The organism is Bacillus sp. OTU530 (assembly GCF_038440375.1).
The window spans coordinates 40325-59151 of sequence record NZ_JASATP010000037.1 but is presented as its reverse complement, the minus strand read 5'-3'; the positions used below and the strand labels follow the sequence as shown (position 1 = coordinate 59151).

Genomic DNA, 18827 nt, shown 5'->3' with positions numbered 1-18827 from the left:
ACTTTGCCGCTCAACGCGACTTTCTTATATTAACATCTGCTACTTTCGATGTCAATAATTTATTTGAAATTGTTTTTTAAAGTTTGTCACTCATCAGCGACGAGATTTAATTTACCATACCTATGTAGCTGTCGTCAATACTTTTTAATATAGAAGCTGATTCATCTTTATATAAAACCCTCTAATTAACAATCATGAATCAGCTCCCCTTCTTTTATCAAAGCACACAGCTTATATTTTCTCTTATGAAAAGCACATGTTTGACTATTTAGACTCAAGTAAACCAACTGTTAATTATGAACCCTCTTACGTATATAACGGGAACATTCTGACGGGTCGGCAACTCGTTGAAATAGTCGAAATAACACTTTATATCGATCCTCCATCGCTTTCTTGACCGCATAATCAATTCTGCCATCATCAAAGTCAAATAACAGTTCATCCAACTCTCTTTTTAATAAGTATTCCATCTCCTTCATTTCTCTCTTATCAACCAATAAACCGAACATATATGCACCTCTTTCCTTTTTATTTATGTTAATTATTTCCCCGCAACCCTTTTATGTATGCATTTTCCATTTTATTAAGTGGCTCTCCCTTGAAAGAACGGCATGTTTTGTTTTGAGGGGGCATATAAGTAACTAAAAAGGTTTGGACAAGAGGAGAGGGGAGATTATGTTTTTCTTCTTTGTAACGAGCAAAACAAAGTTGAAGCAGGTTTTACTAATTGCTTTACTTTCTTTATTTACGGCATGGCTTTTATTTCTGGAAACTTATTCACAGCAGTCTGTATTTTCTACCGCTACAGGACCTAAAGCAATCTATAAAGGGGATGCTGCTAAACAGCAAGTGGCCTTAACATTTGATATCAGCTGGGGAGATGAAAAGGCAATTCCAATTTTGGATACATTACAAAAACAAAACATTAAAAACGCAACATTTTTCATATCTGCCGCTTGGGCTGAGAGACATCCAGATATCGTCGAACGCATTCAAAAAGACGGTCATGAGATTGGAAGTATGGGCTATAACTATAAAAGCTATACATCCCTAGAGGCGGCACAGGTAAGACAGGATATATTAAAGGCACAGGAGATATTTACAAAGCTTGGTGTAAAGGATGTTAAGCTCCTGCGCCCACCAAGCGGGAGCTTCAATAAAGAAGTATTAAAAGTTGCTGATTCTCTAGGCTATACGGTCATCCACTGGAGCAATAATTCTGATGATTGGAGAAATCCAGGTGCAACTAAGATTGTAAAAACAGTGTCTGAGCACTTGCAATCTGGTGATATCATTCTTCTGCATGCCTCGGATTCAGCACTACAAACAAATCAAGCTCTTCCTCTGCTCATTCAACATTTAAGAGCAGCAGGGTATGCAAATGCATCTGTCTCAGAACTGATTTCCAATACCCAAACAAAGAGCACAGATGTACAGTGATAAAAAATGAGATATATGCAAGAAAACATAGAAAAAAAGCTCCATTAACCTGTCTTACGCTTGATAAAACCGGTCAACGAAGCTAAACCATTCCCTGCAAGGAATGGTCTCTCCTAGATGGTCTAGAAAAGGATAATCCTTTTTTAGGCCATCTTTTTTATTTCCTGATAAGACGATGTAAAGTTAATAGCTGATAAGCATTGCAGATAAAAAGTGGAACTGCCATTAAATACAGCCAATCACGATCATTGACGCGAAGCGCAGGAATCCACTCTATTATTGTAACAACAATCATAAAAAATAAAGCGGGTATAAAAGCTTGCTTATTCGTTTCCTTACTTTTTATGTAGGCAACAATTGCTCCTGCAAGAAATATGACAGCTGCTATCAATATATTGTGCGTTGTAGAGGCATTTCCTCCCTCTATGAAGGTAGAGCGTAAGTATACGAAATCAAATAATACAAAAGCTACAAGAAATACCTGCATCGTATTCCAAAGAGATACAGAACGAAAAATCCCAATCCCAAAGCGATGTACCGTTAAGTAAGCAAAAAAGCCCATTTGACTGATGACACTGAAGATAAATCCAACCCCTAGCAGCCAAAAGGCTACAGAAAGCAGCTCCTTCCCATCAAAGCTTTGAAACAGCCTTGCATACTGGTTCCACCTTAAAATAAACCCAACTAAAATTGTACTTATTCCCCCAAGAAAAAGGGTGGAAAAAAATAAATGTACCCATTTTCGGCTGTTCACAACATAATCCCCCAGTTTCTGCATGTTCTAACTTAAATTGTAACAACCGAAATTTTAAAAAGCTAGTCAGGAATACGCATAATTTTTACCAAGATATTTATATTAAGAAAAGCAGACACAATCTAATTTTCCTTAACAACATACAATGTGTGGCTTGGCACAATGTATTAGTAAAGGCTTCCTGATGCACCTTAACTTTATTCAAATTTACTGTTAAAGGGCATACTAGGGAAACTAGGATGTGTCACAAAGTTTATGTCTGCCTTTATACCCAAAAATAGAAATCAGCGAAAGGAGCTCCGGTTAATGAAACGGATTCCGTTTATACTGCTATCGTTTCTACTCCTTCTTACAGTAGCAGCATGTGCCCAGGAAAATAATTCAGCTCAAGCTGAATTGGACTACGATCAAACCAAAAAAATGATTATCGATATTTTAAAAACGGATCAAGGAAAGAATGCCATTCAGGATGTGCTGAAGGATGAGAAAATGAAGCAGGCCCTTATCCTTGATGAAACGGTTGTCAAGCAAACCATTCAGGATACTATGACCTCTGAGGAGGGGCAAAAATTCTGGGAAAAGCTGTTTAAAGACCCACAGTTCTCCGCATCCTTTGCAAAAAGTGTACAAAAAGAGCAAGGAGACCTCATGAAGGTTCTTCTAAAGGATCCTCAATACCAAGCTGGAGTTATTGAAATTTTGAAAAACCCAGAGGTAGAGAAACAAATGCTCGAGGTGATGAAGAGTAAGGAATACCGTCTTCATTTACAGCAAATGTTGAATGAAACTGCCGAGAACCCGCTCTTCCAAACAAAAATGATTGATGTTATTAGTAAAGCTATTGAGAAAGCAAATAAGAAGTCATAATAAAGAAAAAGCCGATCCGTCAAGTTGACAATCGACTTTTTCAACAATGTGAAACCTCTTCATAAGAAGAGGTTATTTCTGTTTAACTTCAATTGCCTCGATAACTGTTTCAGCAATCTCATTATAGATTTGCCCGATTTGATGCGCTTCATCATATACAGATGGTGCAAAATCAGCCTCATTCCAATCAGGCTGCTGAAGCGGAATTTGACCAAGTAAAATCGTTTGTAAATCCTCAGCAAGCTTTTTTCCTCCGCCTTGCCCAAAGACATATTCCTTCTCTCCAGTTACCTTGCTTTCAAAGTAAGACATATTCTCGATAACTCCAACTATTTCATGCTCTGTCCGCAATGCCATCGCACCAGCACGCGCAGCAACAAAAGCGGCTGTTGGATGCGGTGTTGTCACGATAATTTCTTTGCAAGAAGGAAGCATGGAATGGACATCTAAAGCAACATCCCCCGTTCCTGGCGGCAAATCTAGCACAAGGTAATCCAACTCACCCCATTCTACTTCCGAGAAGAAATGGTTTAACATTTTGCCAAGCATTGGCCCCCGCCAAATAACAGGTGCATTATCCTCTACAAAAAAGCCCATCGAGATGACCTTTACCCCAAATCGCTCAACTGGGACAATGCGCTCATCGCGCACAACTGGACGTTTTGTAATACCCATCATGTCCGGTACGCTAAATCCATAAATATCCGCGTCAACAATTCCCACTTTCTTTCCAAGGCGTGCTAGCGCAACTGCAAGGTTTACAGAAACAGTAGACTTACCGACACCGCCTTTGCCGCTTGCAACTGCGAGAAATACGGTTTTTGAATTTGGAGATAGCAATGTATCCGGTGCGTTTTCCTCTGCTACACCGAACTTAGCCAGCTCCTCATCAGTAAGCTCAGTAAAACGAAGACCTACTGTAGCTGCCCCTAAATCCTTTACAATTTTTACAATGGCACCCTGCAACTGCATCTGCTCTGGAGTGCCTATTTGAGCAATTGCAATTTTCAAGCTTACATGTGCTTTCTCTGACTTTAAACTGATTTCTTGAATGGCGCCTGTCTCTTCAAATGTTTTATGTAGAAATGGGTCTTGCAATCCGTTCAGTGCTTGTATGATTTGCTCTTTTGTTATCATATTTGTCCACCGCCTGTAAGAAATAGTGCGTTTTCATTTTTAGTATATCACACTTTCATTTTTAACAAGTAAAGAAAACTCACCGACTGGCGAGCCCTGCTCTTGGGCGAAGACAGAGGCGTAGTTGCACTTATACTTTATTCCTAAAATTTCTCACTACGTCGAATTGGCTGCCAGCTAGAAATCTATACTTTCTTAAAGTGTAAAGAAAACTCGCCGACTGGCGGGCCCTGCCCTTAGACGAAGATAGAGGTGTAGTTGCACTTACACTATACTTCTAAGGTATGAAAAAAACCTCCTGCTTTTAGTCAGGAGGATTTCCTTTCTCAGTAAAATACCGCAGTACACCCCTGTACACAGCAGCTGCGATCTTTTTTTGATATGCTTCAGATTTCAAAAGCTGTCTCTCGTCCACATTAGACAAGAATCCCGCTTCTACAAGCACACCTGGTACCTTAGCATGCTTAAGAAGATATACATGATTAATAATTTTAGCTAATCGATTTGTATTTTCTAAGCTATTTCGAAGCTCTGCCTGAACAAATTTGGCAGCTCGTTCATTTTCTATTAGCGAACGGCTATAAAAAGTTTGTGCACCTCGCGAGCTGGGGATCGGAATGGCATTTAAATGAATACTAACAAAGAAGTCCGCATCGGAATTATTGACAATTTCAACCCGCCTGCGTAAATCCTCGACTTTCCTTCTGCTATATCCCTTTGTATCCTCATCAGCCAAATCTTCATCCTCGGTGCGCGTCATAATCACAAGGGCTCCTTGCTCCTGTAAGTAATCTTGCACTTTTTTCGCAATCTTAAGCGTAACTTCTTTTTCTATAATCTCATCGCCGCCGACTGCTCCGCCATCAGGTCCTCCATGTCCCGCATCCAACACTATAATTTTCCCTGAAAGAGGTAAATTCCATGCTTTCCATGACTTTGTAATCTGGAATTCATACCGTACGAGAAAAAAAAGTACAATGGCTGCTAAAGCGAAGGAAATCAATTTAATTTTCCTCATAATTCCCCCTCCTGCTAGTCCTCTACTTACTTATATGGGACAAGGAGAGAGAATATGAGTAGTTAACGTAAACGAAGACGATATCTTCGTTCTCCTTTTTCGTAGCCTTCCTTCCACCAGGAAGAGATGAAACTTTCACATACTTCGTGCAGCTTTTGCCGGTATTCCTTCGGCAGCTCAGCCAACGGAACTGTCGACAAAAAGTGAAACAGCATTTCCGCTAGGCTTTTTTCCTCAAATATAGATCGTTTTCTCACCTGCGGTAACGGTTCTCCGTAATAGCCAAACTTGCTGTAACGGGCACCGAGCAGATAGGACTCAACTGCCAGCTCAATACAATACTCTTCACAATGTCGTGTAAACTGAGATGTCTTTGTATACTCATAAAAATATTGCTTTATATCGCTTCGAAGAGAGGCTAGCGAGATCTCACGCAGCAGCCTCCGTTCATATTTCAATTGCTTTTCACGTCGTTTATCTTTTAGGGTAGTAATGACATTCAAGCTTATGCACCTCCCTATTCCGTAGTCTAAACGTACAGAAAAGGAACATGCCCATTAAAATATTCCAACTAGGGAAGAGAATAAGAAACGCAGACAAGGTACTTCTGTTTGTCTGCAAAAGGTGTCTCACATCAAGCTGCCCCCCGCTTAAACGTTCCTTACAAGTAAATAGATAAAGTAAGGTGCTCCCAAAATGGAGACGACGATGCCGACGGGTAGTTCCATTGGAGCCATGATAACGCGTCCTAATGTGTCTGTGGATAAAAGCGCCAATGACAGCGGTCAATGGTAATACTTTTATATGTCGTGCTCCAACTAATCGTCTAGAAATATGTGGTCAAGCATTTTTTCTCCAATAAAAAAGACCCCCAACCAAAATGGTTGAGAGCCTTCCAAACGCCAAAAATTAACGTTTTGAGAACTGAGGTGCACGACGAGCGCCTTTAAGACCGTATTTCTTACGCTCTTTCATACGCGCATCACGAGTTAATAGACCCGCACGTTTTAAAGTTAAGCGGTATTCAGGATCCGCTTTTAGTAATGCTCTTGCGATACCGTGACGGATTGCACCAGCTTGACCAGTGTAGCCGCCGCCGCCAACGTTAACAAGAACATCGTAGCTGCCTAAAGTTTCAGTTGCAACTAGAGGTTGCTTTACAACTTCACGCAATGCAGCGAATGGAATATAGTTTTCAAATTCACGACCGTTGATAATAACGCGTCCTTCGCCAGGAACGAGACGGACACGCGCTACTGAACTCTTACGACGTCCAGTACCATAGTATTGTACCTGTGCCAAAGTAAACCCTCCTTTTAATAATTATCCGCGAAGTTCGTAAACTTCTGGTTTTTGTGCTTGATGTGGATGCTCAGCACCAGCATATACGTTTAATTTCTTAACCATTTGACGGCCAAGACGGTTTTTAGGAAGCATACCTTTAACCGCAAGCTCGATCATTTGTACAGGGTAGTTTGTACGCATTTCTAGAGCTGTTCTTTGTTTTAATCCGCCTGGATGCATGCTGTGACGATAGTAAATCTTATCGTTCAATTTGTTACCTGTTAAATGAATTTTTTCAGCGTTGATTACGATTACGTGATCGCCAGTATCAACATTTGGTGTGTAAGTTGGTTTGTTTTTCCCGCGCAAAATAGAAGCTACTTCGCTTGCAAGACGACCTAAAGTTTTACCTTCAGCATCAACAACATACCATTTACGCTCAACTTCGTTAGCCTTTGCCATGAAAGTCGTACGCATGTGTTTCCCTCCTGTTCAATCTCAATAATGAAATTCTTGTTTGTTTATTCTAACACGATGAAGTTCCGGGGCTTTATCGTGGTTTTAGAAACAATACCATATGTTATATTATCGTTTTGGCAAACTAATGTCAAGAAAATGTTACACCAGGATTAGTTGTTATAGCCTTTATATTTTCCGCCAATTTATTCCTGAGAAAAATTTTCTAGTAATTAACCTGCCATAAATATAGCCCATGACCAGGTGCTGTCTTCCCGGCAGAGCGTCTATCCATCTGCTTTAGGATGCTCGGAATCTCATCTGCATGCAGCTTTCCTTGTCCTACATCAAGCAATGTGCCGACCATAATACGTACCATATTATACAAAAAGCCGTTACCTATAAAGCGAAATATAATTTCCTCGCCTTGCTGCTGTACATCAATCTCATAGATTGTCCGCACCTTATCCTCTATCTCCGTTTTAGCTGAGCAAAAGGAGGTAAAGTCATGTGTCCCCTTTAAATGCTGAATAGCCGCCTCTATCGCCTCTATATTCAAGCTGTACGGATAGAAATGCGCATAATGTCTAAGAAATACATTTTTCCCTCTTCCCAGCATAACTCGATAGCGGTATTCCTTGCTCACCACATCATAACGAGCATGAAACTTTGGGGACACAGCTTCCGCATGGTGTACTGCAATATCTTCGGGCAATTGTGTATTTAACGCAGCAATCCAGCGCTCCTGAGCGATCTCAAGAGGAGTATCAAAATGAATAACCTGTCCTTGTGCATGAACGCCTGCGTCCGTCCTTCCTGATGCATAAATACGAACCTCCTCGCCTTTATGCATCCTCTTCAACACGGCCTCTATCTCCTGCTGCACTGTACGCTTTCCTGGTTGAATTTGGTAGCCAAAAAAGCCCGTACCATCATAGGAAATAATACACTTCATTCTTTTCATAACCACTCTCCATTATGAACGAATCCAAACTAAAATAAACGCTGTTAAAAGTAGGCTTCCAAATGCTGCACTGTCTCGGACATGCCAAAGAAGCTGACGGAATTTTGTTCTGCCCCCGCCTCCCTGGTATCCTCTCGCTTCCATCGCAATTGCCAAATCCTCAGCCCTTTTAAATGCGCTAATAAATAAAGGAACAAGCAATGCTACCATAGCGCGCAGCCGCTCCTTAATGGGTCCTCCTGCGAAATCTACACCTCTTGATGCCTGCGCCTTCATAATTTTCTCCGTCTCTTCCAGCAACGTTGGGATGAAGCGTAAAGAGATGGACATCATAAGCGCGATTTCATGAGCGGGCAGACCGATCCTTTTAAATGGTGAAAGCAATGACTCTAGTCCATCTGTAATCTCAATAGGTGTTGTCGTTAATGTTAATAGTGTTGTCAGCAGGATAATTACAAGAAAACGAATCGACATATAAGTTCCTTGCTGTAATCCCTTTTGATGGACAGATATGGGACCAAACTCAAACAAAAGGGCCCCTTCCTTCGTTGTGAATACATGGAGAAGAAAGGTGAATAGAAAAATCCACAGCATTGGTTTTAGCCCCCTCAAGATGTAACGAAAAGGGACTCCTGAAAAAACTACAGGCAATACAGAATATAACAGCAATAAACCATAGGAAGCAGAGTTATTAGCAAGAAACACAAGAAACACATAGAAAAACACGATAGAGAGCTTCGCACGCGGATCGAGACGGTGAATAAGGGAATTCCCTGGTATATACTTTCCAATCATCAATTGCTGCATTACCGCTTCTCTCCCTTCCGTATCAATTGCAGCAGCTCATAAGTTAGCTTCTCTGCTGTCAGCGTAGACTCGGGTAGAAGCACACCACATGTTTCTTCAAGCAGCTTTTTGTATTGAAGCGACAACGGAAGAGAGACACCGATTCCTTCTAGTTCGCTCGCATGCGAAAATACTTCTGTCGGCTCCCCCTGCAAAAATACAGTCCCTTTATGCATCACAATGACCTGATCAGCATAACGAGCGGCATCATCCATATTATGTGTCACCAGAATGACCGTGAGGCCTTTTGCCTTATGAAGTCCATAAAACATATCCATCAATTCTCGTTGTCCTCTTGGATCGAGTCCAGCTGTCGGTTCATCCAGCACAAGTACTTCAGGTTCCATTGCTAAGACACCAGCAATCGCCACTCGCCGCATTTGGCCTCCGCTTAATTCAAATGGTGATTTCCCTAAAAATTCCTCAGAAAGTCCAACCAATTGAATCACATCTCTTGCTTTTCTCTTTGCTTGTTCTTCTGTTGCACCAAAATTTACTGGTCCAAAACAAATATCTTTCTCTACTGTTTCTTCAAAAAGTTGATGTTCTGGAAATTGAAACACAACACCTACCTTTTTGCGAAGCGGTTTAAGCTTTTTCTCTTTTTTATGGGATGAAATGACTTGTTCCCCAACTCGAACTTCCCCGTTAGTTGGCTGCAGCAAACCATTCAAATGCTGAATAAATGTAGATTTTCCTGAACCCGTATGTCCGATAACAGCATAATAATGCCCACTCTTTAAGCAAATATCAACATCGTAAATTGCAAGTCGTTCAAACGGAGTGTTTCGTTGGTAACGATGCTCTACTTTTTGAAATATAATGTCCAAAGCTCATTCACCAAACTTTCCATTGTAAGATGCATGGATTGTAGCGGAACAGCGCTTTTTTGCAGAGCTTCTGTTAAATTCACAGAAAATGGAGTATCTAAACCGATCTTCCGCAACTCATCACCATATTGAAATACCTGTTCCGGCTTCCCTTCTCGTAAAATACTTCCCTCATGGAGAACAATCACTCTATCCGATTGTGCAGCCTCCTCTAGGTCATGTGTAATTGAAAGGACAGTAGCCCCTTTTGTTCGCACAAGTTCCCGTACCGTTTCTAATACTTCTCTTCTCCCTTTTGGATCCAACATCGAGGTAGCCTCATCCAAAATAAGAATAGATGGCTCAAGGGCTAAAATACTAGCAATGGCAACACGTTGTTTTTGACCTCCCGATAAGGAATGTGGCTCTTGATTCTCATATTCCTTCATGCCAACAAGCTGGAGTACATACTCAAGACGTTTAGCCATCTCATCCCGAGTCATCCCAATATTCTCAAGACCAAATACAATGTCATCCTTAACGGTTGTACCAACAAATTGATTATCAGGACTTTGGAATACCATGCCAATTCTCTTTCTCACATCCCAAATTGTCTCCTCTGACAATACAATTCCACCATCTACTATAATAGTTCCTTCACTTGGCAAGAGCAGCCCGTTTAACAACTTTGCCAAAGTCGATTTTCCGGAACCATTCTGACCGATAATACTAACCCATTCCCCTTTTTGGATAGAAAAAGAAATATCATGCAAAGTATACGAATGGGCATGAGGATATTGAAACTTTAACATATCGACACGAAGTTTCTCCATAACTGCACACCCCCAGACAACATTTCCTAAGAAATAATCCATTTCGACATTCAGAAGATACAAAAAAAGGGCCGTGATCAGTTGATCCTGCCCTTTTACTGTTATTATACTAACTCGATGATTACCATTGGAGCACCGTCACCACGGCGTGGTCCGATCTTAGCGATACGAGTGTATCCACCTTGACGCTCTGTGTAACGTGGTGCGATATCAACGAATAGCTTTTGAAGTGCATCTTGGTTTGTTTCAGCATTAGCTACTTCGTTACGGATGTATGATGCTGCTTGACGGCGAGCATGAAGATCTCCGCGTTTTCCTAAAGTAATCATTTTTTCTACTACGGAACGAAGCTCTTTCGCACGTGTTTCAGTAGTTTGAATACGCTCGTTAATGATTAAATCAGTCGTTAAGTCACGTAACATCGCTTTACGCTGGGCACTTGTGCGGCCTAATTTTCTGTATCCCATTAGTAGTCCCTCCTTTGTTAGTAGTATCGTAACAAAACAAAGAAACCTTAGTCATCTTTGCGCAAGCCTAAGCCAAGTTCTTCGAGCTTATGCTTCACTTCTTCTAAGGATTTGCGTCCTAAGTTACGAACCTTCATCATGTCTTCTTCTGTCTTGTTAGCAAGCTCTTGTACCGTATTGATACCAGCACGCTTCAAGCAGTTATAAGAACGAACAGAAAGGTCAAGTTCTTCGATCGTCATCTCCAAAACTTTCTCTTTTTGATCTTCTTCTTTTTCTACCATAATCTCAGCATTTTGTGCTTCGTCTGTTAAACCGACAAAGATATTTAAATGCTCTGTTAAGATTTTGGCTCCTAACGAGATTGCTTCTTTTGGTCCGATGCTTCCATCCGTCCATACGTCAAGCGTAAGCTTGTCGTAGTTTGTTACTTGTCCGACACGTGTATTTTCTACTTGGTATGTCACACGTGAGACTGGAGTATAAATGGAGTCGATAGGAATAACGCCTATCGGCTGATCCTCTCTCTTGTTCGCATCGGCTGGTGTATACCCGCGGCCACGTCTAGCTGTAAGACGCATACGTAAGTGTGCATCCTTAGCAAGCGTTGCAACATGTAAATCTGGGTTTAAGATTTCCACGTCGCTGTCGTGGGTAATATCAGCAGCTGTGACAACACCCTCGCCCGTAATATCAATTTCGAGCGTTTTCTCTTCTTCAGAGTAAATTTTCAGGGCCAGCTTCTTTAAATTTAAGATAATCGTTGTGACATCTTCCACAACGCCCTCAATCGTAGAAAATTCGTGTAGTACACCATCAATTTGGATAGACGTTACAGCGGCACCAGGGAGTGAGGATAATAAAATACGACGTAAGGAATTACCCAAAGTAGTACCATATCCACGCTCAAGCGGTTCAATGACGAACTTGCCATACTTGGCATCTTCGTTAATTTCAACCGTTTCGATTTTTGGTTTTTCAATCTCGATCATTTATTAAACCCTCCTTCAAAACGTCGAAACCCCGGCTAGACAACTTAAAATTGTCTAACCGAAAGTCCCCCTTAGGCAGTTCCCGATTGTGCACAACAATAAGTGATATTTTTCTGTATAAATATTGTATCATATCCCATTATAGACAATGTTTGGGAAATTATACAGAACAATTACACACGGCGACGTTTTGGCGGACGGCATCCGTTATGAGGCACTGGAGTAACGTCTCTGATAGCTGTTACTTCTAATCCTGCAGCTTGAAGCGCACGGATAGCTGCTTCACGACCGGCACCAGGACCTTTAACAGTAACCTCTAAAGTTTTAAGACCATGCTCGATGGATGCTTTTGCAGCTGTTTCTGCAGCCATTTGCGCTGCAAATGGAGTAGATTTACGAGAGCCTCTGAAACCAAGTGCACCTGCACTAGACCAAGAAAGTGCATTACCATGAGAGTCTGTAATCGTTACGATTGTGTTGTTGAATGTAGAACGGATATGCGCGATACCAGTTTCAATATTCTTTCTCACACGACGTTTACGAGTATTTGTTTTGCGTGCTGCCATTGTTTGTTCAACCTCCTTTACTTATTATTTCTTCTTGTTCGCTACAGTACGACGAGGACCTTTACGCGTACGTGCGTTATTTTTTGTATTCTGACCACGAACTGGTAAACCGCGACGATGACGAAGACCACGGAAAGAACCGATTTCCATCAAACGTTTGATGTTTAAGGATACTTCACGACGAAGGTCACCTTCTACCTTTAGACGATCGATGACATCACGGATTTTCCCTAATTCTTCTTCAGTTAGATCACGAACTCGAGTATCTTCGGAAACACCAGCTTCCGCAAGAACTTTCTCAGCAGTCGGACGACCAATACCATATACGTAAGTTAAAGAAATAACAACGCGTTTGTCACGAGGAATATCTACACCTGCGATACGTGCCATTATGAAAACACCTCCCTTGATTAACCTTGTTTTTGCTTATGTTTCGGATTTTCACAGATCACCATTACTTTTCCTCTTCTGCGAATAACTTTACATTTTTCGCAAATCGGCTTAACGGATGGTCTTACTTTCATGTCTCGAACCTCCTTAACGATTACGGAGTGCTATATTATTTAAAACGATACGTAATACGACCACGATTTAAGTCATACGGAGATAATTCTATCGTAACTTTGTCTCCTGGTAAAATACGAATGAAGTTCATACGGATTTTACCAGAAACGTGAGCTAATACCACGTGTCCGTTCTCCAATTCTACTTTAAACATCGCGTTTGGCAAAGTTTCTACAACTGTGCCTTCTACTTCAATTACATCATCTTTAGCCATTTCATGTTCTCCCTTCTTCAAATCAGTAATCTTCTTAAACTGCTCTGAAATCTCGGAGAGTTTACTGCTTACAGGGTGGTTAGGATCTCATATCCTGTTTCTGTAACAGCAATAGTATGCTCAAAGTGAGCGCACCATTTACCATCAACAGTCACCACTGTCCAGTTATCAGAGAGTGTTTTTACATATCTTGTTCCTTCATTAATCATCGGTTCAATGCAAATAACCATACCCGGTTTCAACCTAGGACCTTTGTTAGGAGGACCGTAGTGGGGAATTTGCGGGTCTTCATGTAAGTCTTGCCCGATTCCATGACCGACATACTCTCTCACAACAGAAAAGCCATTGCTCTCCGTATATGTTTGAATCGCATGTGATACATTTGACAATCTTTCACTAGGCTTCACTTGCTCCAAACCGAGATATAATGATCTCTCTGTAACATCAAGCAGCTTTTGAACAGATTCTGAAATGCTTCCTACGGGATATGTCCATGCGGAATCTCCATGATATCCGTTATATTTCGCACCTATATCGATGCTGATCACATCGCCATCCTTGAGTCTGCGGTCGCTTGGAATTCCGTGCACCAACTCTTCATTTACAGAAGTACAAATGCTTCCCGGGAAACCATGATATCCTTTAAAGGAAGGGGATGCCCCATACTTGCGAATGGTTTGTTCCGCAATTGCGTCAAGCTCCTTTGTTGTGATATCCGGAACAATGTGCTTTTTCAACTCTTGGTGAGTCAGAGCTACAATTCTTCCTGCTTCGCGCATAATTTCAAGTTCGCGAGGTGTCTTACAAACGATCATTACGCCAAAACTCCGATAAGGGCTTCAATATCTTCAAATACCTTTCCGATTTCCTGCACGCCGTTGATATTTCGCAAGTAACCAAGTTCTTCATAGAAATTAAGCAAAGGCTGTGTTTGCTTAATATTAACCTCTAAACGGTTTGCTACAGTCTCTTCATTATCATCAGAGCGCTGATACAGCTCCCCGCCACATTTATCACAAACACCCTCTACTGCAGGTGGGTTAAAGACAAGATGATATGTTGAACCACAGTCTTTGCAAATACGTCTTCCAGTCAATCGTTTAAGCAATAAATCAGAATCTACATCAATATTGATGACATAATCGATTTTCTTGCCAAGATCTTTCACGATTTCTTCTAAAGCAGATGCTTGAGCCACTGTTCGAGGGAAACCATCTAGCAAGAAGCCATTGTCGCAATCTTCTTTGCTTAAACGCTCACGAACGATCCCGATTGTTACCTCATCTGGAACAAGCGCACCTTGATCCATGAAAGATTTTGCTTTTAAACCTAGTTCAGTTCCTTCTTTAATAGCAGCACGAAACATATCTCCTGTTGAAATGTGAGGGATATTATACTTGGCAATAATTCTTTCAGCCTGTGTACCTTTTCCGGCACCCGGAAGTCCCATCAAAATTAAATTCATCACGATTCCCCCCAGAATATAAACGAGCTGTTAGGGAAGAGTACCTTCCCGCGTTGCTCATTGCTTAATGAAGCCTTTATAATGGCGTTTTACTAATTGGCTTTCTAGCTGTTTCATCGTTTCTAAAGCCACTCCAATTACAATTAATAAACTTGTTCCCCCAATTTGTGCAGAACTAGGTAAATTTGCAAGCTTAATAAAGATAACTGGCAGAATGGCGATAGCTGCTAAGAATAGAGAACCAACAAAAGTTAAACGATAGAGAATTTTTGTTAGATATTGCTCTGTATTCTTACCTGGGCGGATACCAGGAACATATCCACCTTGCTTGTTCAGGTTCTCAGCCATTTGTTCAGGGTTAACTTGAACAAACGCATAGAAGTACGAGAAGGCAATGATTAATGCAACATATATAATCATTCCCACAGGATGAGAATAGTTAAAGTTTTGAATAATCCATTGCGACACATCGTGTTTCGGGAAAAACTGAGCAATCGTTGGCGGTGTAATCAAGAACGATACGGCAAAGATGACTGGAATTACACCTGCGCTATTTACCTTTAATGGTAAGTGCGTGTTTTGTGCACCAGCACTGCCGCTTCCCGTTGCACGTTTTGCGTACTGAATCGGGATCTTTCTTGTTGCCTGTTGAATATAGATGACTCCAACAATAACTGCCAATATAGCAATTACAATTAGTGCTACTTTCACAATACGAACGAATAAATCTTCTCCAGCGTCTTGGAACTGCTGTACATAAACCTGATTCATCACGTTTGGAATTGCTGCTACGATACCAGCAAAGATGAGGATTGAAATTCCGTTTCCAACGCCCTTCGCTGTAATTTGTTCGCCCACCCACATTAAAAAGGCTGTCCCTGCAGTAAGAACAGTAGCGATATACAAATATGTCGTCCAACCCGGATTCTCAATTAACTGTCCGTTCGCCAAATTGTTAAATCCGATAGACATACCGATTGCTTGAATAAAAGCTAGCACAATTGTGAAATAGCGGGTAAACTGAGCTAATTTACGACGGCCCATCTCACCTTGCTTTGCCCATTCCGTAAACTTAGGCACAACATCCATCTGCAAAAGCTGCACGATGATGGATGCTGTAATATACGGCATGATTCCCATCGCGAAGATGGAGAAGTTTTTCAACGCTCCGCCCCCGAAGGTATTAAGAATACCTAATACGTTGAGTTGATCTTGGGCCTTTAGAACTTCAGCGTTAACATTAGGTACCGGAATAAACGTACCAATTCGGAAGACGATTAGCATCGCCAAGGTAAAAAGGATTTTATGTCTTATCTCAGCAACGCGCATAAAGTTGGAGATTGTACGAAACATTAAATCACCTCAGTTTTTCCGCCAGCCGCTTCAATTGCTGCTACTGCAGCAGAAGAAAATTTAGTAGCTTTCACAGTAAGCTTTTTCTCAAGTGTACCGTTCGCAAGAACTTTTACACCGTTGTTCAGCTTGCTGATTACGCCAGTTTCAAGTAACAATTCCGCTGTTACTTCTGTACCATCTTCAAAGCGATTTAAAGCATCAAGGTTCACAATCGCGTATTCTTTACGTCCGATGTTTGTGAAGCCACGTTTTGGAAGACGACGGAATAGAGGAGTTTGACCACCTTCGAAGCCAAGACGAACACCGCCGCCAGAGCGGGCGTTTTGTCCTTTATGACCTTTACCAGCAGTTTTACCGTTACCAGAACCAGTACCGCGTCCTACACGGTTGCGAACTTTACGAGAACCTTCAGCAGGCTTTAATTCATGAAGTTTCATTCCTAGGCACCTCCTTATAGTATTGAATTACGATTTAAATTAAGCTTCTTTTACAGTTACAAGGTGAGAAACCTTGTTTACCATTCCAAGAATAGCAGCATTTTCTTCTTTAACTACAGTTTGATGTAGCTTTTTCAAGCCAAGCGCTTCAACAGTCGCGCGTTGATCTTGCGGGCGTCCGATCAAACTGCGAGTGAGGGTAATTTCTAATTTCTTTGCCATTGTCTATTCCCTCCTTATCTTAACCTAACAGCTCTTCGACAGTTTTGCCACGAAGTTTTGCTACGTCTTCAGCACGCTTCAATTGGTTCAATCCGTTCATAGTAGCACGTACTATATTAATAGGCGTGTTAGATCCTAAAGACTTAGAAAGGATGTCTTGTACGCCAGCTAATTCAAGAACCGCACGAACCGGTCCGCCAGCGATAACTCCTGTACCTGCTGAAGCTGGCTTCAAGAATACTTCGCCTGCTCCGAATTGTCCAAGTACTTCATGTGGAACTGTTGTACCAACAAGTGGTACATGAATTAGGTTTTTCTTAGCATCTTCAATAGCCTTGCGGATCGCTTCTGGTACCTCTTGTGCTTTACCAGTACCGAATCCAACATGACCGTTTTTATCTCCAACTACAACTAACGCAGCGAAACGGAAACGACGACCGCCTTTAACAACTTTCGCAACACGGTTAACCGTTACTACGCGCTCTTCAAGTTCTAATTTGCTTGAGTCAATGCGACGCATCTTTTTTCCCTCCTTTTACCATTAAAATTGTAAGCCAGCTTCACGAGCAGCTTCAGCTAAAGCTTTTACACGACCATGATATAGGTATCCGCCGCGATCGAATACTACCTCGCCAACACCCTTCTCAACCGCACGTTTTGCAACTAGCTCGCCAACCTTTTGAGCAGCTGCTACGTTACCAGTACCTTCAAGAGAAAACTCTTTATCAAGAGTAGATGCACTAGCTAATGTAACACCGTTCACGTCGTCGATAACTTGAGCATAAATGTGCTGATTAGAACGGAACACGTTTAAACGTGGACGCCCCGCAGTACCGGAAAGCTTTGTACGCACACGCGCATGTCTTTTCTTACGAACCACATTTTTATCAGGTTTAGTGATCATTGATGTCACTCCTTTCCTTTCATCTACCAGGATTACTTACCTGTTTTACCTTCTTTACGACGTACAACTTCGCCTTCGTAGCGAATACCTTTGCCTTTATAAGGCTCTGGTGCACGTACTGCACGAATGTTAGCAGCTAAAGCGCCAACGCGTTCTTTATCAATACCTTTAACAAGAATTTTCGTGTTTGCAGGTACTTCAACTTCGATTCCAGCTTCAGGAGTAATCTCCACTGGATGAGAATAACCAACATTTAATACAAGCTTGTTACCTTGCTTAGATGCACGGTAACCAACCCCGATTAACTCAAGTCCACGTTGGAATCCAGCTGTTACACCCTCAACCATGTTGCCCAGAAGAGCACGAGTTGTACCGTGAAGCGCACGGTGCTCCTTTTGATCGGAAGGACGTGTCACTGTTAGTACGTTTTCTTCGATATTGATTTTAATATCAGCATGGAAAGTACGAGTTAATTCACCTTTAGGGCCTTTTACAGTTACCGTATTGTTGTCAGCTACTGTAATTGTTACGCCTGCAGGAATTTCAAGAATCTTTTTACCAATACGAGACATTTCTGTTACACCTCCGTTCGTTCAGAAAATATTACCAAACGTATGCTAGTACTTCTCCGCCAGTTTGTTGTTGGCGAGCATCTTTATCAGTCATTACTCCCTTAGAAGTAGAAACGATTGCAATACCTAATCCGTTAAGTACACGTGGTACTTCATCAGCTTTTGCATATACACGTAAGCCAGGCTTACTGATGCGTTTTAGTCCAGTGATTACACGCTCGTTGTTTGGACCGTATTTTAAGAAAATGCGAAGGATACCTTGCTTGTTATCCTCGATCATTTCTACATCACGAACGAAACCTTCACGCTTTAAGATTTCCGCGATTTCTTTTTTCATGTTAGAAGCAGGAACTTCTAATTTCTCGTGACGTACCATATTCGCATTACGGATGCGAGTAAGCAAATCTGCAATTGGATCTGTCATCACCATTTGTTTTACCTCCTTCCCATTCTTGGGTATTACCAGCTAGCTTTTTTAACACCAGGAATTTGACCTTTATAGGCAAGTTCACGGAAACAAATACGGCAAAGTTTAAATTTGCGATATACAGAATGCGGACGACCGCAGCGTTCGCAACGTGTATACGCCTGTACTTTAAACTTCGGCTCGCGTTTTTGCTTTGCAATCATTGATTTCTTAGCCACGTTTTCGCCTCCTCT

General features: G+C 41.5%; 29 protein-coding genes and 1 pseudogene. 2 read left to right on the top strand and 28 right to left on the bottom strand.

From position 1 onward, the window contains the following. Positions 1 to 290: 290 nt before the first annotated feature. Positions 291 to 509 (bottom strand): hypothetical protein, encoded by a 219-nt coding sequence (locus tag AAHB12_RS22305; RefSeq protein ID WP_129730404.1) that lies wholly within the window; start codon positions 507 to 509, stop codon positions 291 to 293. 166 nt (positions 510 to 675) lie between these two features. Here AAHB12_RS22305 and pdaB point away from each other — a divergent pair, with 166 nt between their 5' ends. Next, positions 676 to 1440, top strand: a complete 765-nt coding sequence (gene pdaB, locus AAHB12_RS22300; RefSeq protein WP_129730402.1) for a polysaccharide deacetylase family sporulation protein PdaB — start codon at positions 676 to 678, stop codon at positions 1438 to 1440. Between the two features lie 157 nt (positions 1441 to 1597). On the opposite strand, the gene AAHB12_RS22295 is transcribed toward pdaB, so the two are convergent. Then, complete coding sequence (locus AAHB12_RS22295; RefSeq protein ID WP_342047146.1) at positions 1598 to 2194, bottom strand: KinB-signaling pathway activation protein; 597 nt, start codon at positions 2192 to 2194, stop codon at positions 1598 to 1600. A gap of 306 nt (positions 2195 to 2500) precedes the next feature. On the opposite strand from AAHB12_RS22295, the gene gerD reads away from it, so the two are divergent. After that, on the top strand, positions 2501 to 3061 hold the full coding sequence (gene gerD, locus AAHB12_RS22290; RefSeq protein WP_342047145.1) for a spore germination lipoprotein GerD: 561 nt from the start codon (positions 2501 to 2503) through the stop codon (positions 3059 to 3061). Between the two features lie 72 nt (positions 3062 to 3133). On the opposite strand, the gene AAHB12_RS22285 is transcribed toward gerD, so the two are convergent. From AAHB12_RS22285 to AAHB12_RS22160, 26 genes and pseudogenes are all read right to left on the bottom strand, one after another. Continuing rightward, positions 3134 to 4198: an Mrp/NBP35 family ATP-binding protein gene (locus AAHB12_RS22285; RefSeq protein WP_342047143.1), complete on the bottom strand. Its 1065-nt coding sequence runs from the start codon at positions 4196 to 4198 to the stop codon at positions 3134 to 3136. 304 nt (positions 4199 to 4502) lie between these two features. Beyond that, complete coding sequence (gene cwlD, locus AAHB12_RS22280; RefSeq protein ID WP_129730394.1) at positions 4503 to 5216, bottom strand: N-acetylmuramoyl-L-alanine amidase CwlD; 714 nt, start codon at positions 5214 to 5216, stop codon at positions 4503 to 4505. Positions 5217 to 5278: 62 nt separating this feature from the next. Next, positions 5279 to 5719 carry a DUF2521 family protein gene (locus AAHB12_RS22275; protein WP_129730392.1) on the bottom strand — a complete coding sequence of 147 codons (441 nt, stop codon included), beginning with the start codon at positions 5717 to 5719 and terminating at the stop codon, positions 5279 to 5281. 147 nt (positions 5720 to 5866) lie between these two features. Then, a pseudogene (locus tag AAHB12_RS22270) lies at positions 5867 to 6056 on the bottom strand (iron chelate uptake ABC transporter family permease subunit); the annotation flags it as partial. Positions 6057 to 6125: 69 nt separating this feature from the next. Then, positions 6126 to 6518, bottom strand: a complete 393-nt coding sequence (gene rpsI / locus AAHB12_RS22265) for a 30S ribosomal protein S9 (RefSeq protein WP_129730391.1) — start codon at positions 6516 to 6518, stop codon at positions 6126 to 6128. Between the two features lie 21 nt (positions 6519 to 6539). After that, complete coding sequence (rplM, locus tag AAHB12_RS22260) at positions 6540 to 6977, bottom strand: 50S ribosomal protein L13 (protein WP_129730389.1); 438 nt, start codon at positions 6975 to 6977, stop codon at positions 6540 to 6542. Positions 6978 to 7182: 205 nt separating this feature from the next. After that, positions 7183 to 7920, bottom strand: a complete 738-nt coding sequence (gene truA, locus AAHB12_RS22255) for a tRNA pseudouridine(38-40) synthase TruA (protein ID WP_129730387.1) — start codon at positions 7918 to 7920, stop codon at positions 7183 to 7185. Positions 7921 to 7932: 12 nt separating this feature from the next. Next, entirely contained in the window at positions 7933 to 8727 is a 795-nt protein-coding gene (locus AAHB12_RS22250) for an energy-coupling factor transporter transmembrane component T family protein (RefSeq protein WP_129730385.1), read from the bottom strand. Further along, the gene (locus AAHB12_RS22245) at positions 8727 to 9596 is read right to left on the bottom strand and encodes an energy-coupling factor ABC transporter ATP-binding protein (RefSeq protein ID WP_342047141.1); all 870 of its coding nucleotides are present in this window, start codon (positions 9594 to 9596) and stop codon (positions 8727 to 8729) included. Before AAHB12_RS22245 ends, AAHB12_RS22250 begins: the two co-directional genes overlap by 1 nt. Next, a complete protein-coding gene (locus tag AAHB12_RS22240; RefSeq protein ID WP_342047139.1) occupies positions 9572 to 10408 on the bottom strand; it encodes an energy-coupling factor ABC transporter ATP-binding protein in 837 nt (278 codons plus the stop codon). The genes AAHB12_RS22245 and AAHB12_RS22240 overlap by 25 nt, the downstream gene beginning before the upstream one ends. 104 nt (positions 10409 to 10512) lie before the next feature. Then, positions 10513 to 10875, bottom strand: a complete 363-nt coding sequence (rplQ, locus tag AAHB12_RS22235) for a 50S ribosomal protein L17 (RefSeq protein ID WP_129730379.1) — start codon at positions 10873 to 10875, stop codon at positions 10513 to 10515. A gap of 47 nt (positions 10876 to 10922) precedes the next feature. After that, positions 10923 to 11867, bottom strand: a complete 945-nt coding sequence (locus AAHB12_RS22230) for a DNA-directed RNA polymerase subunit alpha (protein WP_129730377.1) — start codon at positions 11865 to 11867, stop codon at positions 10923 to 10925. Between the two features lie 173 nt (positions 11868 to 12040). Continuing rightward, a complete protein-coding gene (rpsK, locus tag AAHB12_RS22225) occupies positions 12041 to 12433 on the bottom strand; it encodes a 30S ribosomal protein S11 (RefSeq protein WP_129730375.1) in 393 nt (130 codons plus the stop codon). A 24-nt stretch (positions 12434 to 12457) separates the two neighbouring features. Next, complete coding sequence (rpsM, locus tag AAHB12_RS22220; RefSeq protein ID WP_129730373.1) at positions 12458 to 12823, bottom strand: 30S ribosomal protein S13; 366 nt, start codon at positions 12821 to 12823, stop codon at positions 12458 to 12460. Between the two features lie 20 nt (positions 12824 to 12843). Then, on the bottom strand, positions 12844 to 12957 hold the full coding sequence (gene rpmJ / locus AAHB12_RS22215) for a 50S ribosomal protein L36 (protein ID WP_000868344.1): 114 nt from the start codon (positions 12955 to 12957) through the stop codon (positions 12844 to 12846). A 35-nt stretch (positions 12958 to 12992) separates the two neighbouring features. Continuing rightward, the gene (gene infA / locus AAHB12_RS22210; protein WP_129730371.1) at positions 12993 to 13211 is read right to left on the bottom strand and encodes a translation initiation factor IF-1; all 219 of its coding nucleotides are present in this window, start codon (positions 13209 to 13211) and stop codon (positions 12993 to 12995) included. A 68-nt stretch (positions 13212 to 13279) separates the two neighbouring features. After that, positions 13280 to 14026, bottom strand: coding sequence for a type I methionyl aminopeptidase (gene map, locus AAHB12_RS22205; protein WP_129730369.1), 747 nt, complete (start codon positions 14024 to 14026; stop codon positions 13280 to 13282). Then, positions 14026 to 14676: an adenylate kinase gene (locus AAHB12_RS22200; RefSeq protein ID WP_129730367.1), complete on the bottom strand. Its 651-nt coding sequence runs from the start codon at positions 14674 to 14676 to the stop codon at positions 14026 to 14028. Before AAHB12_RS22200 ends, map begins: the two co-directional genes overlap by 1 nt. A gap of 57 nt (positions 14677 to 14733) precedes the next feature. After that, complete coding sequence (gene secY, locus AAHB12_RS22195; RefSeq protein WP_342047135.1) at positions 14734 to 16029, bottom strand: preprotein translocase subunit SecY; 1296 nt, start codon at positions 16027 to 16029, stop codon at positions 14734 to 14736. Further along, positions 16029 to 16469, bottom strand: a complete 441-nt coding sequence (rplO, locus tag AAHB12_RS22190; RefSeq protein ID WP_129730363.1) for a 50S ribosomal protein L15 — start codon at positions 16467 to 16469, stop codon at positions 16029 to 16031. Before rplO ends, secY begins: the two co-directional genes overlap by 1 nt. A 39-nt stretch (positions 16470 to 16508) precedes the next feature. Continuing rightward, positions 16509 to 16691, bottom strand: a complete 183-nt coding sequence (rpmD, locus tag AAHB12_RS22185; RefSeq protein WP_129730361.1) for a 50S ribosomal protein L30 — start codon at positions 16689 to 16691, stop codon at positions 16509 to 16511. Between the two features lie 19 nt (positions 16692 to 16710). Next, positions 16711 to 17211: a 30S ribosomal protein S5 gene (gene rpsE / locus AAHB12_RS22180; protein WP_129730359.1), complete on the bottom strand. Its 501-nt coding sequence runs from the start codon at positions 17209 to 17211 to the stop codon at positions 16711 to 16713. 21 nt (positions 17212 to 17232) lie between these two features. Continuing rightward, positions 17233 to 17595 (bottom strand): 50S ribosomal protein L18, encoded by a 363-nt coding sequence (rplR, locus tag AAHB12_RS22175; protein WP_342047132.1) that lies wholly within the window; start codon positions 17593 to 17595, stop codon positions 17233 to 17235. Positions 17596 to 17627: 32 nt separating this feature from the next. Continuing rightward, the gene (rplF, locus tag AAHB12_RS22170; RefSeq protein WP_129730355.1) at positions 17628 to 18167 is read right to left on the bottom strand and encodes a 50S ribosomal protein L6; all 540 of its coding nucleotides are present in this window, start codon (positions 18165 to 18167) and stop codon (positions 17628 to 17630) included. 31 nt (positions 18168 to 18198) lie between these two features. Next, a complete protein-coding gene (rpsH, locus tag AAHB12_RS22165; RefSeq protein WP_129730352.1) occupies positions 18199 to 18597 on the bottom strand; it encodes a 30S ribosomal protein S8 in 399 nt (132 codons plus the stop codon). A 29-nt stretch (positions 18598 to 18626) separates the two neighbouring features. Then, positions 18627 to 18812, bottom strand: a complete 186-nt coding sequence (locus tag AAHB12_RS22160) for a type Z 30S ribosomal protein S14 (protein ID WP_129730350.1) — start codon at positions 18810 to 18812, stop codon at positions 18627 to 18629. Between the last annotated feature and the right edge of the window lie 15 nt (positions 18813 to 18827).